Raw genomic sequence first — 15529 nt, forward strand, 5'->3', positions numbered from 1 at the left:
GCTCACAGGGACTCCTCCCGGGGTATGTTGATCTCCACCCTTCGGTTTTTGGCCCGGTTCTCCGCAGTGTCATTACTGGCGACCGGATCGTCCTCGCCGCGGCCGGTCACAGTGATCCGCTCCGGCTGGGCAATGAATTTGAGGATCAGGGCGGCCACGGACTCGGCGCGTTTGACCGACAGGTCATAATTCGACTTGAACCGGCTGGTGGCGCGCAGTTTGACATTGTCGGTGTGGCCGATGATGTTGATCGGCCCCGGCTCCTTGTCCAGCGCGACTGCGATCCGGTTTGCCAGAGGCTCGAATTCCGGGGTCACATCGGCGCTGCCCGAGGGAAACAGCAGCACGTTGCTCACCGCCACGACGATTTTCTCACCCTTGATGAAAGCGTCCGCGAGGCCTTCCTCGATTTCCGGCGCCAGCGCGTTGCGAATGCGGTCGAGCTGGGCCTGGTCGGCCTCGAACACCTCGGCCACCATCGGAGTGAATTCCTCTCGGCGGATTTCGATGGCCGACTTCGGATGAAGCTGCACCATGGTCTGCGCCATGGCATCGCCCTCACCGGCAATGATGAAGCGCAGCAGCATGTAGACCCCGGCCAGAAAGGCCAGCATCAGCCCCGCGATCGCCCACAGCGGCATGCCGCCGCCCGATACCCGCATCTTGGTGATGACGCCGCGCCAGCGCGGTGAAATCTCGTCGGTTCCCCGCGGCTTGACAGTCCGAAGCGTCTGGAAGACATCCCGCCGGATCCGCTGCAACTCGATGTCGCCGCCGGCTGCGGAGCGGTATTGTCCCTCGAAGCCTAGCGAGAGACAGGAATGGATCAGCTCCAGCAGATCGTAATAGACGGTCGGATTGGCCAGCAACTGGCGGATCTTGTCAAACAGCACCGTGCCCGAGGTCCGGGCGCCGAAAAACTGTGCCAGCATGCTGTATTGCAGCCAGACATGCTTTTCGGTTCCCGGCAGGTTCTGGACAATGTCATCGGCGGTGGCGCACAGGGTGTATTTGGCGATCTGCACCTGTTCCTGGTCAATGCCGCGCGCCAGCAGGGTGCGTTCGAATTCATTGATCGAGCGCGCGACATGCTGCATCAGCGGCACTGCGTCCATGTCCACAACCAGCTGCCGCAACCGACCCAAAAGCACCAGCAGCGGCACCGCAGCCTGAGTGATCGGATTGGTGGTCTTGACCTCGGCATTGCTGTGGGCGGCAATGGCGACATTGAGCGGGATCTTGCGTGTCGGTCTGGGCGGTGCTTGTTTCGGTGCGGTTTCAGGCGATTGCTGCGACACCCAGTCGGTGGGACCACCAGTGTTTGCGGCAGGCGAACCGAATGGCTGGTTGGAGAAAACCGTCGACCCCGGGCTCGCCGGCGCCGACCCGAAACCGGAGGGGCTCGCGGCCCCGCCGGGTCTGGGACGGATCACCGTCCTGTTGCCATTGCCGGCGCCGAATGGATCGTCAGGATCGCTCATTGCCGGTCATCCAGGATCGCCCACAATTCAAGCTGAAGATCCGGCCAGTTGCCGGCAAAATGCATCGCCAGCCCGCTTGCCACGCTGAATTCCGGCCACAGCGGCGTGTTCTTCTCCAGCTGGAAATAGACATGATCGGTGATCGTCCGGATCTGCCGCGGCGGTGTCGGCATGTGCACGACTGCAATGCCCGGAAGATGTGTCTGGACGATTTCCTTCATCTTGGTGTTGGGACCGACCTTGACCAGGTCGGGAAACTGCATCTGGATCTGCGACAACGGCATCGACGCGGCAACCTCGATGATGAAGGTCGCCTTGCTGAACAGCGTCCGGTCATTGACATTGGCCATATAGGCATTGGCCCGCACTTCGGTCAGGTCAAGCCGGATCGCACGGCCGATATCGAGACTGAGCAGGCGCTGGATGGTGCTCAGCAGCGGCGCGAAGATCTCGTGCAGATTGTCATGGTCATATCGCGGAAATTCCGGAACCAGCCGGCTTCCGGAGAAGGTCGACAGCTCCCCCGCCAGCCTGAGGAACTCGATATAGAGTTTTTCGGGATGGACATATTTGGAAGCGCGATAGTGCTTGAGCACGTTGATTTCGCGGTTGAGCATCTGCAGCATGAAATAATCATAGGCTTGCAGACCGCCGCCGGAACTCGGATCGGTGGCATACCGCGCCAGCGATTCGAGCCGGGTATCGACCCAGCCGATCACCCGGTCGAGCCATCCCATCGGCTCCGGATGCGCATGGCAGACCAGCACCGGCGGCGCGATGGTATCATCGAGGATGATGGTCTTGTCGCGGACTTCGACGATGCGCGAAATCAGCAGATTGTTATGGCGCGGTTTCGGCACCTCGCTGATCGAAATCTCCACCCGCGGATGGGCAATTTCGATCTCTTCCTCGACATGCATGCCCGACGATGAATCCATCACCCGCTCCAGCGAGCGGGTAAACCGGCTGCCGCTCTTGCCCTCGGGCATGTCGATCTCGCGTTCATTCGGCTCGATGCCGGGCAAGGTCAGGTAGACATAACGCCGTTCCGACCCCTCGGGCACATCCACAGGCGCGGGAACCGGGGAGGTCTCGCCCAGATCAAACGGTGTGCCGTCCTGGAACACACCTGAAGCGCGCCTGATTCCGAACTTGTTCTGCTGGGCAAGGTCCCGGTCGATCTCGAGCGAAGCAAAACCCCAAGGGTAAGGTGTCGTGTGGCGCACGCGCAGATCCAGCAAATGCTCAACATAACGGTCATTCTGCTGAAGGTGGTGCTGCCGCAGAAACAAACCTTCAGACCAAACAACCTTGCTGTACCATGACATGCGACGCAATCCCCCAATTTTATCGTTGCGCTACGCTATCAAACACTTGGCGGTTTGTTCAACTAAACATCGATATCGGAATGATTTTAATTTGGTCCTTAATCATGCGCGGCTCCACACTACGTCCTGGAATGCTGCTTAGAAAATATGGTTGCGAACTCAAATCAAGTCCAAGGATTCAAGTGCTTCAACTATCGCGTTGTTGAGTTCAGCATATTCATGCCGTGTCTTCGGGTGCACATCCATTTCAAAGCCGCCCAGGGAATCTGCCGCGCGTGCATCAAGCGAGGGAAACATCAATCCGGCACTGAGTTCGTCGGCATCACCGGACCGTGACGCGGCTTCAAGCAGCGCGATGTCGGTCTGCAAGAGGTCGGCGAGCCGGCTTGCCGTGGGGTCAGCCTCACCGGCATCTTCGAGAGCAGCCTTCAGCTCCGCAGCTCTCGCAAGAACCCGCTTGACGTCATCAAGTGCCATTTTGGTTGTTCCATGGTGTAGGTTTCGGGGTCAAAGGTGCTTTGAGTGTACCCGGAGGTATCACGAATTGATCTGCGCCGCCTTTCAATGCGCTGACGCCGTCCGATGAGCGTTGCGCCCGCGCAGGTCCCATCCATCCGTTGAGCCCCTCTTTTCCCACCGTGTGTTCGACATAGGCGCCGTCTCCATTCCAGTCATTGAGGACGGCTGATCCGGAGCGCCAGTCCGCCTCGCTTCGTGGCGGCGGCTCCAGACTCCAGAATGCCCCGTCGGGATTGGATTCAGCGTCCACCACACGGTAGAGCTTCGTGCCCGGTTTCAGGGTCACTGCTTCGGGATCGCTTTTGAACGTGCCACGCTCCTGCCCGCGCAATGTCGGCCAGCCGGGTTTTTCGATCGGCCCTTTTGCACGGGCTTGCGCAGCGCCATTGATCTCCTTTCGCAAGGCCGGATCCATCGGAACCGCACCGGGCTCGCGCTGTCCGGTCTTCCTTTTCATGAAGGGTTGGCGATTGCGCCCCGGGGATGCCTGGTTTGGCGGCTCCTCAGGAGGGTCGGATTTCTCGCGGACCCTGTCGCGCTGCCTTGTCTTCGGCTCCTGCTTCGCAACACTGGGCTTGGCATCCGAATGCCCGCCGGTCTTGCCGACGCCCTTGGTCAGGCTCTTGGCCTTGAGCAGACGCCCGAGCACGCCTTCGACGATCAGCACCGACAGCACCGCCGCCATGGCGATCGCCGCCGGCTTGAGTTCTGCGCGCGATTTCGCATCGCGGACTTCGCCGACAATCTCATGGGCGCGCTCGAGCGCATGCAGGACGGAGGCCGAAAGGAAAAACAGATCAAAGGCCAGCACGGCGATGTTGACGCCGGGTATGAAATGGGCGCCAACCCAAGCGACGACCGCGCCGACGATAAGCCCCATGCCCAGGTCGCGAACCGCATTCTCGAAGGCCAGCCGCGTCTCACCCTCCATATATTGCGGCGCCATCTCGAAGACGATCATCATCCGGTCCGACAGATCCGGCGGCAGTGCCCCGCCGGCAATCGGCTTCACCGACGCCTGTTTGAAATCCTCGTCCAGGCTGGCGCCGGCAAAGCTCAGCGTCACGTCGGGGACCTTGGCGATGCCGATGGCGCCGCTGCTGGCGGACCGGGCCAGCGCATGGATCAGCGTATGACGTGTCGCAACCCGCAGCGAAACCGGGTCCATGCCCCAGTTCCTCAGATGCGGACGGATCAGTTGCTCCGAATTTGGCCGGCTGAGCAGCACCTCCAGCGCCTGCAGGATCGAAAAGCGCTCGCGCAACACCACCGAAGCCGCCTGTGCACCAAACGCCGACAAGGGACCGATCAGGATGGTTTCCCGCCCCGTGCTGATCGATACAATGTCCGTTGATGAACGCATACCGTTCCTCAGCCGCCCCGCAATCCCGACAGAAAACCGCCAAATATATTGACGAACCTAAAGAAACACTCTGGCCGCTTCAACACAATTCACGGAGCACTACTGGGGCGCAACCAGAGCAACAGCATCGCCGTTACTTGCGCTTGGTTCCCGTCGCCTCCTGATAGGCCTCGGAGAAATACAGCAGGAACACGTCAAGCATGCCGTTCTCATGCGCTTCCACCTTGGCGTCCCAGCGCTGCACGAATGTTTCCCAGGCCTTTGCCTTGCGGTTGGAGAAGGCGGACTTCTCGACCTTGGCTTCGATGGATTCCGGCGACATGTCGGCAAGCAGCCGCGACAATGCCTTCTGCATGGCCGAATAGGTGGCCAGTTCGTGCGACTTGATATCCTCAAAGGCTTCGCGGAAGGCCCGCATGCCGTCGAGATAGCCGGAACGGTCCTTCGCCAGCATCGCCTCGAGCGCTTCTGTCGGGTCGGCCATGAATTTGAGCGGATTGTTGTCAAGCGCACCGATCACCGTCCGGTCGGTGGTCCGCACCATCGCCTTGGCCGAAGCGCGCGCCTTGAGCAGCAGCGCCGTCTGCTCGGCAATCAGCAGCATCATCGCGCCCAGTTCCTGCGCCACTTCCTGGCTGTTGCGGTTCGCCAGGGCATGCGAGGGCAATCGCGCGCCGAGCTTGAATGCGGCAAGCATGTCATTGCCGCCCACGGCAGAGCCGGCGCGGCTTTCAGGCCGGGGCGACGGCGGAGGGCCTGGCTCGCGGATCGGTTGCGGCTCTTGCGGAAACCCGGGGTCGGCTGCCGGCGCGAATGGATTGGCCCCCGGCGTCGGACGCGCTTGCTGTGGCGCAAACGGATCTTCCGCCGACCGGGCGGGCGGCAGGTCGAGATGGGATTTGACGAAATCCGGATGGACCGGCTGATCCTGTCGTTTCGGTTTGAACACGCTGCGATCCACCGGCGCCGGACCGGTCGTGGCTGCTCCCCAGATATCATCGTCATCGGCCGCCGGCGCAGGTGCTGCCGACATCCACGCATCACTGGACGTGCCGCCGGAGGCAGCTTGCTGCACATCGCTGATCTGCACCGTGATGATGTAATCGCCTATGGCAAGCTTGTCGCCGGGTTGCAGCGTATAGGGGCTTTTCACCCTTTGCTGTGCCCCGTTCAGAAAAGTGCCATTGCGCGAGATGTCGTTGAGGATGTAGTTCTGCCCGTCGAACCGGATATCGCAGTGGCGCGATGAGATGAACAGTTTCGGATCCGGCAATGTCCAGTCGCTTGCGCTGTCACGGCCGATTTCAAACGCGCGGCCTTCGGAGCGGTAACTCAGCGGGCCACCATCGGGCAGTCTGTCCAAATTGCTGATCAAAAGCGTAATCGACTTCATTCCACACTATTCCAAACTCTGTAGGTCCCGATCCTGCCAACCATTGTGCAGGCCATTGTATTTTTTGGCAATTGAGCATGTCCATTGCGCATACGCCGCCCTCACCCGACATTCGACCGGTCGGCTGCGACATCGCGATATTTGTTGCGCAGCATGGCTTTCTGCTTTTCAGCTTCGAAATGACCCGACATCCAGTCAAACACCTTGGCTGACCCGGACTTCTCCTGTTCCAGCGTCACCTTTGTCTTGTTGGCATGGTGCTGCGACCGGGCCAGCACCGACAATGGCATCGGCAGCAATATCATCATGCCATGCGATATCGTGGTGTTGCCCTCATAGATCTTGCCGTCGGATCCGGCTGACGTCCACGGGGTGCCGCCGACGGCGCCATGGGTGCAGTGAAACCACTTGGAGTGATAGACTGTAGACCCCTTGTGGTATCTGACCCCGCAATTGCCGAAGAACTCCCGGGATTCAGCCGAAGTGGAGCGCCTTGCGTGGTAGACGCTGCGGACATTGGGTGAAACTGCATCCACATCAAGCCCCACCGCGCGGTCGACCGCGTCGAACAGGAACATGGCATCCACGGTGATCTTGCTGTCTGCCAGAACCCTGGCAGCCCAGATGGCGGCTGCACCGCCACGGCTGAATCCCGTCAGAAACACGCCGACCTTCGCGCCCTTGCGCTGCATCGGAGCCAGCGCCTGCACCAGTTGCCGGGCGGCTTCCTCACCGCGTGGCTTGGTCGAAGCCCCCTCCATCGAAGGCCCCCTTTGATAGTGACCGAAACTCGGCGGCCCCACATTGGAGGAGAACTGCTTGACATAGCTGTTGCGAAAATGCCGGCTGTACTCCGCATCATTATAGGCTCCGGTGCCGTCGATACCTGCGATGACATACATGGTCAGCCCCTATTCCAGCGCGTAAGTGTAGTTGCCGTCCTTGTGGTCGACCGTCACCGTCCTGAATTCCGCCTGCTCCATCGAGCTGTGCAGGAAATGCCGGGCAAGATCGGGCAGCAAGGTGTTGGTGATGATATTGTCGATCATCCGGCCGCCGGAATCGGGATCGTTGCAGCACGAGACGATGTAGTCGATCAGCCCGTCCGTGCAGATCAGTTCGGCATTGTGATTGTCGCGCACCCGCCGCTTGATCTGCTCGAGTTGCAATTTGACAATCCCGCCCAGCATGTCCTGGGACAGCGGGAAATAGGGGATGGTGACGATGCGGCCAAGCAGCGCTGGCGGGAAAACCTGCTGGAGATAGGGACGCAACGCTTTTGACAGCTCCTCCACGTCGGGCCGTGTCTTGCCCTCGGCGGCCAGTTGCATGATCGCCTCGGTGCCGACATTCGAGGTCAGGATGATCAGGGTATTCTTGAAGTCGATCACCCGGCCGGTGCCGTCCTCCATGCGCCCCTTGTCAAACACCTGGAAAAACAGCTCGTGCACGTCGGAATGCGCCTTTTCGACCTCGTCGAGCAGTACGACGCTGTAGGGCTTGCGGCGCACGGCTTCCGTCAGCCGTCCCCCTTCGCCATATCCGACATAGCCCGGAGGTGCGCCCTTGAGCAGCGACACCGTGTGGGCCTCCTGGAATTCGCTCATATTGATGGTGATGATGTTTTGCTCGCCGCCATAGATCGCTTCCGCCAGCGCCAGCGCGGTCTCGGTCTTGCCGACCCCGGACGGGCCGCACAGCATGAACACCCCGATCGGCTTGTTGGGATTGTCGAGCTTGGCGCGGCTGGTCTCGATGCGGCGGGTGATCATGTCGATGCCATGCGCCTGCCCGATGACCCGCTTGTTCAGCGTCTCCGACAATTTCAGGATCGATTGGATTTCATCGCGGACCATGCGGCCCACGGGAATCCCGGTCCAGGCCGACACCACGGCCGCAATCGCCTGTTCGTCGACATGGGCAAAGACCATGCGCTCGTCGTCGCGGATGTCGCTCAGTGACCTGTTGAGCTCCTCAAGCCTCAGGCCGGTATCAGTCTCTGACGGCTCAGCGGCCCCTGCCGGATCTTCCTCCGCCGCGGCTTCAGGTTCTCCCGGCTCATCCGCAGTCACATTTTGATCGCCTTGCTCGGCGGTGACTGGTCCCTGAGCTTCAGGCGTCTCCATGGACGGCGCGGCCGCGGCACGCAGAGCAGAGCGCGCGGCGATGATCTCGTCCACCAGCTCCTTTTCCCGGTCATAGGCTGCCCGCCGCTCGGCAAGCTGTGCCTCCTTCTCCGCAACGAGCTGCTCGAGCTCGGCGATCCGCTCGGGATTGGTGCTTCCCAATTCGCTCTCATTGCCCAGCGCGTCGAGCTCCTTGCCGGCCGCTTCGATGGACACCCTGATATCGGCGAGTGCCGCCGGCGTGGTGCTCTGGCTGATGGCGACCCGGGCGCAGGCCGTATCGAGCAGGCTCACCGCCTTGTCCGGCAATTGCCGCGCCGGAATATAGCGCGCCGACAATTGAACCGCGGCGACCAGCGCGGCATCGGAGATCCGCACATTGTGATGCTTTTCCATCGGCCCAAGAATGCCGCGCAGCATGTAGCAGCATTTCTCGATCGACGGCTCATCGACATGCACGGGCTGAAACCGCCGCGTCAGCGCCGGGTCCTTTTCGAAATACTGGCGATACTCGGCCCAGGTGGTGGCGCCGATTGTCCGAAGGGTGCCGCGGGCCAGCGCCGGCTTGAGCAGATTGGCAGCATCCCCGGTGCCTTGCGCCCCGCCTGCGCCAACCAGCGTGTGGGCTTCATCGATGAACAGGATGATCGGGGTGGGCGATGACTGCACCTCGTCTATCACCGAGCGCAGGCGCTGCTCGAACTCGCCCTTGAGCGACGCGCCGGCCTGCATCAGGCCGATATCCAGCGCCAGAAGCCGGACATTGCGCAGCGCCGGCGGAACATCGCCCGATGCGATGCAATGGGCAAAACCCTCCACCACGGCGGTCTTGCCGACACCGGCCTCGCCGGTCAGGATCGGGTTGTTTTGCCGCCGCCGCGACAGCACATCGATGATCTGGCGGATTTCCTCGTCGCGCCCGACAATCGGGTCAAGCTTTCCCGATGCGGCCTGCGCCGTCATGTCGATGGAAAACCGGTCGAGCGCGGTGGTGCCCTTTGCCTCCGTCAGCCCGTCTTCGCCGCCATCCGCCGCACCACTGGGCGAAAACCCATCCATCGGCCTGAGATTGGACTCGTCCGAACGCTGCCAGAACTCGCGATGCTGGGCAATCAGCGCATCCGCATCGATCGCCCCGAGACTGCGCGATGCCGATGCGATCGCGCGCTTGATGCTCGGCGATTTCAGCGCCGCCACCAGCAGATGGCCGCTGCGGATCTGCAACTCGCCAAACAGCAGCGTGGCATAGTGCCAGCCCCTGTCCAGAAGATCGATTATCTGGGTGGAGACCCCGGGCATCTCGGTTTCATTGGCCCTGAACCCGGAGGTCGTCGCCACCAGCTCGGCCACGACCGCGGATTTGTCGATACCCAGATGGGTCAGCGTATGGGCCACATCGGTTCGCTCGTTCTGCACCAGATGCAGCAGCAAATGCGCCATTTCGACATTGCGGTTGCCGGCGGTCCTGGCCTGCCTCAGGGCCTTCATGAAGGCGTCGTAACCGACGGTGTTCAGCTTTCCTGCTACGGTTTCCAGGCTAATCTCGTTCATTGGTCGCCCCCCATCTGGTCGGATTAACATCACGCATGCGCTTGGCCCGCCTTGCTGCCGGGCGCCATCGGATTGAACCGGGCTTCAAACAGGTGATCCGGACCCTCGACGGTGCGCGCGCCCTGCAGCCAGGAAGTAAGCCCCAGCTTGCCAGCACTTCCCAGTCTGATCGATGGCGCCTGGTCGCGCGGCAATCCCAGCTCCACATCGAATTCGGCCCGGTATCCGACATAATAGAACGCCAGATCGGCAAGTTCCGAGGCAAGCGCCGACCCGGGCAGCAAGCGCTCATACTCGTCCTGATCCCGGCAGCGGATGCGGATGCGGAACTTTTCGGTGATGCTGTAGATCCGCTTGCCGACAAAACTGTCCACGCCCAGCCGCGCCGATTGACGTCCCATTGCGGTGCGCTCCGTGACGTCCAGCGACAGCCAGGTGCCAACCCATTGCTCGATCTCGACGTCAAGCTTGAGCAGCCCCTGCAGCAATTGCTTCAGGCGCGATGCGCTCTTGACGTGCGAATTGACCAGCCCGGTATAGGGAATGCGGCCAATCTGCGTGCGCGCATCCGCATGGCGCATCGTCTCCGTGCCGACGCCACCAAAACTTGCCAGAAAAACCTGAAAACGGTCGAGTTCAGGACGTTCAAACTGGGCAATCGGACGTGAATCGGCCCATGCCCGGTAGAAAAGCTGCAGGAAACGGGTCGACAGCACATCGACGAACCGGGCAAAGGACGGATCCTTGCCATTGGCCCAGATCTGCGAGGTCTCGGTAATGTGCAGTGGCAGCGCGCCTTGCGGGCCGAACATGCCCAGAAACCGGATCGACAATCGCGACCCGCCGCTTGGCGTCGGTTCAATCGCGGCAATGTTGGAGGCCGGAAACGCCGTGTAGGGATCCTGCGACAGCACCACGATGTCATCCTTGACCGTGACGCCATCCCCGATCCGGGGTTTTGACGCCGCATGCCGTTCGAATTCGCGCAGGACGGCGTAGAAATTGTGGCGAAACGGATCGGCCTTGATGTCCTCTATCAGCTTCACAGCAACTGCCTTTCCCCGACGACCGGTTTCCAGACCTTGATCTGGCCCCGTTGCCGGGAGCGGATGGCGGTTTCGACAAAGCTGTTAATCGCCGCATATTCGGCCAGAAACTTGCTCAAAATCGTGCCGAGCAGAAAGGCGCCGCTGCCCTCGAAGGCGGTTTCGTCAAACTCGATGGTCACGCGGATACCGCGCGCCGCATTGTAACCGGTATCCTGTTTGATCTTGCGGACCACCGGCTCGGTCGAGACATCGACAATGCCGCGAATGCGGCGTTCGATATCCGCATTGGACGCATCGGCGAAAACCATCAGCATTTCGCGCAAGGCCGCAGCGCCATCGCCTTCAGGGCGTCCGGCCAATCCGAGATGGTTGAATTGCAGAAAATTGATCAGCTTCCACAGGATCGCCCCGGTCGGATCGGCGCCGCGGCCGCGGAAACTTCCCGACAGCAGCGAATCCCGCGGCGGGGTCGGTCCGGCGATGCACTCGAATTCCAGCTTGGTGTCCTCGACCGCCACGAAATCCGCCCTGCCGCGCCGCACCGGAAGCTGGTCGGTCAGATGCCGGTTGCTCACCAGCGCCCTGACATTGAGCGACCTCACCCGCTCGGCAACATCTTCCTCCGCCGGTTCGCGCAAGGAGATGAAGGTGTCGGTGCCCAGATAATTGCTGACCAGCCCGGTGCGGCGTTCGGCATCGGTCTTTCGCCGTTCTATCTGTCTCGACGTGTAGAAATGCGCCTTGTTGAGGGGCATGTTGCCAAGCGGCGCCGAATAGAGCGGCGACACCGGGATCTTGTCCTTTCGCCGCGGAAACAGAGCATTGACCTCGAGGATCTTGTAGATCTCGTATTCCAGCGGCCGGCTGCGGTCCACCACGACCACATGTTCATGATCCTGCGTCCGTATCGGCACCGGCGTGCATGTCGCCTCGAACAGGTTTGCAACCGGCGCGGCATAGAGCGCGAAACTCTTGGCCTTGATGATCGAGGACATGCGCTTGGACGAGGATTCGAATTCGAAATAGATTTCGAACCGGTCCGCTTCGATATGTTTGAGCTTGTCCGCAAGTCCCCTCAGGCGAAACCCGAGAAACCGGTGCGGAAACAGGAAATATTCCTTCAGCTGGTTGAAGCCGGCAAACACCTTGTCGTCATGGCCGAACAGCGATTTGCCTTCTTCAAAGCCGATCTCCTCGATCGCGGTGGCCGGCAGGATCTCGAATTTCGGCGCCATCCCCTCCTTGGCGTGACGGATGATGATCCGTCCGAGTTTTGAAAACAGCAATTCGTACAGCGTCGCCGAATCCGACACCGACTCGACCAGATGAAAGGTCAGCTCGTCCGGCGTGCAGCTGTTGACCGGTGGTCCGGGTGCCGCATCCTTGGAAACCGGCCCGCCGCGCAGCGACAATTCGAGACACAGGCCGCTGGCCACGGAGACCGAGGTCTCGATGCCGCGCGCCTGCATTGGCGCGGTGGTGGAAAAATATTCCGCCTTGGTCACCTGGTAAGGCCACAAGGCCAGATCGGTGACCAGCCGGTAGCGGCAGGCAATCCGTTTTTCGCGCTCGACGAAACTCGTGTCCAGATAGTCGCCGGCCTTGAGAAACACCCCGTCGCGCAGGCCGGGATCTGAGAAATCCGGCATCGCGCGGACCATGGCGAAGGAGGGAATCGGCGCCAGAAAGCCGGGAATCAGGTGTTCCAGCATTTCGGTCGTGAAGGTGTCGAACTCGCTCTTGATCTTGAGCTGGACCCGGGCGGCAAGGAAGGCAGCCCCCTCGAGCAATCCGACCAGCGTCGGATCCATCTGGTCCTCGGTCAACGCTCCAAGACGCGCCGCCACGCCGGGAAATTCCTCGGCGAACTCCTTCGAACGTTCATAGAGAAGTTTCAGTTCGCGGTCGTAAAACTCTAAAAACTCTCTGTTCATGACAAGGTGGACGCCTTCAGCAAACTGACCTTGCTCGCGCCGATGTCGATTTCCGCGACGAATTCGATCGGCACTTCAAGGTTGAGGAAGGACACTTCCGCATAGATCGACAGACGCAGTTTCTGGTCGACATCATTGAACTGTGTGTCACGTCTGACCCTGAGCGTTTCCTTGTTGATCCGCGGCTCGTAGCATAGCAGCGCCGCCACCACGTTCTGTTCCAGCGTTGCAAGGCTCATGTCCTCGCTGGTCAGGTGAGAAATGTCGTAAAGCCCGTAATTGAGAATGGATTTGGAAGCATAGTCCAGGCCGGTAAGGTCCACGGAGCTCTGCAGATCAATGGTGTTGACGACGTCGATGAGCGAGTCCATCACCTGCTGCCGCACCTCGGTTTCGCTCAGGCCCTTGCGGCGCAACCGGTCGGCGGCCGACATCATGATCCCCTCCTCCCGGGCCACTGCGGCGCCTTTCCTGCCAGCGCGCTTGTCCGAGCGGGATTCGACCTTCTCGGATCGAGAATCCCCGTTGTAAAAAGCATCCTGGAAACAATGCAGCAACGGAACGCGAAATCTGTCATTGTCGGCCATTGTCACCAAACATCATCCGTGCTCCCCGTTGAGCCGGGGAGCACTATAGAGAAAGGGTCGCAGCCATGATGATCCGCCGGTGCAAATCCCGGCTGGTCCAGCGTTACGCGGCAGACCGGTTTTCGGCGACATTCCAACCCTGGGTGGTCGTCGGACCGGCAGAACCATCCTCGGCCTGCTGGGTGTAGGTGACCACGTATTCGGCGAAGTTCAACGACACATCCACGGCAACCTCGTCGCTTCCCAAAGCGCCCGAAACGGTGTGATTGGTGACCAGAACCTGCTTCATCACGATCTTCACATATTCAACCGTGGTCTCGCCGCCCGCTTTCTCGCAAAACAGCGTGATTTCGGGAATATGCTTGCCGCTGCAGCAATGCTGCATCAGCGCAGCGTCGGATTTGCAGATGCTCTTGGTCAACACCACGTCGCGAACCGAAACCCGGCCCGCGCCGGAACCGTGGCCATGGCCGACAGAAGCCTGCTGATCCATCCCGAAGGCCCAGCTGGTGATCTCGATCTGTCCTTCATGCCCCTTTTTTCGGGATTCACCTTCGATACTGTCGATTTTCAGATGCATGTTTGTAGCCATGGCTGTCTCCTCTCATGGGCTCTCTTATCGTCCGCGCACCTGCCAATTCAAACGCGGCAGGAACACCGCATTACTTCTTTTCCGACGGAAGCTTGGATACGAGGCTGAGTCCGATATCCATTCCCTCGAGCTGGAAATGCGGTCTCAGGAAAAATTTTGCGCCGTAATATCCCGGGTTTTCGGGATCTTCGAACACATCGACCCGGGCATCTGCCAATGGTTTCCGGGCCTTGACTTCCGAGGTTGAGTTGCGCGGATCGCCATCGACATACCGCATGATCCAGGTCTGCAACCAGCGCTGCAGATCTTCCCGCTCCTTGGTGTCGCCAACCTGATCGCGCACCATGCATTTGAGATAATGGGCAAACCGCGAGCAGGCGAACATGTAGGGAATGCGCGCCGACAGATTGTCGGACGCCGTCGCCTCTTCCGTGCTCATCTTGCGCGGCTTGTAGAGTGACTGGGCCCCGATAAAGGCAGCCTTGTCGGAGTTCTTCCGGTGAACCAGCGGAATCAGGCCGGATTTGGACAATTCGCCCTCGCGCCGGTCGCTGATGGCGATTTCGGTGGGGCACTTCTGGTCCACAGAACCATCATCGGTCGGGAAAGTGTGGAGCGGCAGGTTGATCACCTCGCCGCCCGAATTGACACCCCGGATCCGCACCGTCCAGCCATATTCCTTGTAGGCTCGGTTGATATTGGCCGCCATCGCATAGGACGCATTCATCCATGCATATTTGCGCCCGTCATGACCGTCGACCTCCTCCTCGAAATTGAACTCCTCGACCTTGACGGTCTTGGAACCGAAGGGTTCGCGGGCCAGCACGCGCGGCATGCACAGCGCCACGTAGCGCGAATTCTCCGAATCGCGCAACGAGCGCCAGCCGGCATAATCTGGCGTTTCGAAAATCTTCGACAGGTCGCGCGGATTGACCAGCTCGTTCCAGGAATCCCAGCCGAACAGGTTCGGATCGGCGCCGGAAATGAACGGACAATGCGCGGCAGCCGCAACCTTGCCCAGATCCCGCAGCAAGGCCACATCCTGGCTGGTGTGGTCAAAGTAGAAGTCGCCGACCAATGCGCCGTAAGGCTGGCCGCCCAATTGCCCGAACTCGGCCTCGTAGAGCTTCTTGAACAGCGGGCTCTGGTCCCACTTTGCACCCGGATAGCTCTTCAGGTCACGGTAGAGTTCACTCTTGGAGACATTCATCACCCGCAGTTTCAGCGTCGAATCCGTCTCGGAATTTGTCGACAGATAGTTCAGCCCGTTCCAGGCGCTTTCGACCGCCTGGAACTCCGGGGCATGCATCACCTCGTTGAGCTGCGCCGACAATTGCTCGTCCAGCCGGCGGATCATTTCGCCGATCGTGTCGAGCACATCCTCCTGAATGACTTCACTGTCCGCCAGCGCGGTCTTGACCAGCGTGGTGATGGCATTGTCCACCTCGGTCGCCGCTCGTTCGGTCTTCGGCTTGAAGGACTGCTTCAGCAGAGAAGAAAACTCGCCGACTTCGACCTGGGTCTCCAGGACTCCCGCCTGTTTTTGATTGGATTCTTGCGCCGACATCGTACCCCCAATTTCAGTTCACAGCCCCGACGGCCTGAG

The 15529-nt window shown here is 60.5% G+C and carries 12 protein-coding genes; all 12 read right to left on the reverse strand.

Going from position 1 to position 15529, the window contains the following annotated elements:
* Positions 1–2 precede the first annotated feature (2 nt).
* Positions 3–1481 (reverse strand): type VI secretion system protein TssL, long form, encoded by a 1479-nt coding sequence (gene tssL, locus OEG82_RS14265; RefSeq protein WP_267613073.1) that lies wholly within the window; start codon positions 1479–1481, stop codon positions 3–5.
* Entirely contained in the window at positions 1478–2809 is a 1332-nt protein-coding gene (gene tssK, locus OEG82_RS14270) for a type VI secretion system baseplate subunit TssK (RefSeq protein ID WP_267613074.1), read from the reverse strand. The genes tssL and tssK overlap by 4 nt, the downstream gene beginning before the upstream one ends.
* 159 nt (positions 2810–2968) lie before the next feature.
* Positions 2969–3286 carry a hypothetical protein gene (locus tag OEG82_RS14275; protein ID WP_267613075.1) on the reverse strand — a complete coding sequence of 106 codons (318 nt, stop codon included), beginning with the start codon at positions 3284–3286 and terminating at the stop codon, positions 2969–2971.
* Positions 3276–4691, reverse strand: a complete 1416-nt coding sequence (locus OEG82_RS14280) for a hypothetical protein (protein WP_267613076.1) — start codon at positions 4689–4691, stop codon at positions 3276–3278. Before OEG82_RS14280 ends, OEG82_RS14275 begins: the two co-directional genes overlap by 11 nt.
* A gap of 133 nt (positions 4692–4824) precedes the next feature.
* On the reverse strand, positions 4825–6084 hold the full coding sequence (tagH, locus tag OEG82_RS14285) for a type VI secretion system-associated FHA domain protein TagH (RefSeq protein ID WP_267613077.1): 1260 nt from the start codon (positions 6082–6084) through the stop codon (positions 4825–4827).
* 101 nt (positions 6085–6185) lie between these two features.
* A complete protein-coding gene (locus tag OEG82_RS14290; RefSeq protein WP_267613078.1) occupies positions 6186–6986 on the reverse strand; it encodes a hypothetical protein in 801 nt (266 codons plus the stop codon).
* A 9-nt stretch (positions 6987–6995) separates the two neighbouring features.
* The gene (tssH, locus tag OEG82_RS14295; RefSeq protein ID WP_267613079.1) at positions 6996–9761 is read right to left on the reverse strand and encodes a type VI secretion system ATPase TssH; all 2766 of its coding nucleotides are present in this window, start codon (positions 9759–9761) and stop codon (positions 6996–6998) included.
* Between the two features lie 29 nt (positions 9762–9790).
* Positions 9791–10807 (reverse strand): type VI secretion system baseplate subunit TssG, encoded by a 1017-nt coding sequence (gene tssG, locus OEG82_RS14300; protein WP_267613080.1) that lies wholly within the window; start codon positions 10805–10807, stop codon positions 9791–9793.
* Positions 10804–12744 carry a type VI secretion system baseplate subunit TssF gene (tssF, locus tag OEG82_RS14305; protein WP_267613081.1) on the reverse strand — a complete coding sequence of 647 codons (1941 nt, stop codon included), beginning with the start codon at positions 12742–12744 and terminating at the stop codon, positions 10804–10806. Before tssF ends, tssG begins: the two co-directional genes overlap by 4 nt.
* Positions 12741–13181: a GPW/gp25 family protein gene (locus OEG82_RS14310; protein WP_267613082.1), complete on the reverse strand. Its 441-nt coding sequence runs from the start codon at positions 13179–13181 to the stop codon at positions 12741–12743. The genes tssF and OEG82_RS14310 overlap by 4 nt, the downstream gene beginning before the upstream one ends.
* 253 nt (positions 13182–13434) lie before the next feature.
* Positions 13435–13923, reverse strand: a complete 489-nt coding sequence (locus tag OEG82_RS14315) for an Hcp family type VI secretion system effector (RefSeq protein WP_267613083.1) — start codon at positions 13921–13923, stop codon at positions 13435–13437.
* A gap of 70 nt (positions 13924–13993) precedes the next feature.
* Positions 13994–15490 (reverse strand): type VI secretion system contractile sheath large subunit, encoded by a 1497-nt coding sequence (gene tssC / locus OEG82_RS14320; RefSeq protein WP_267613084.1) that lies wholly within the window; start codon positions 15488–15490, stop codon positions 13994–13996.
* Between the last annotated feature and the right edge of the window lie 39 nt (positions 15491–15529).

Origin of the sequence: Hoeflea ulvae (assembly GCF_026619435.1) — a bacterium.
In the GTDB taxonomy this organism is placed as follows: domain Bacteria; phylum Pseudomonadota; class Alphaproteobacteria; order Rhizobiales; family Rhizobiaceae; genus Hoeflea; species Hoeflea ulvae.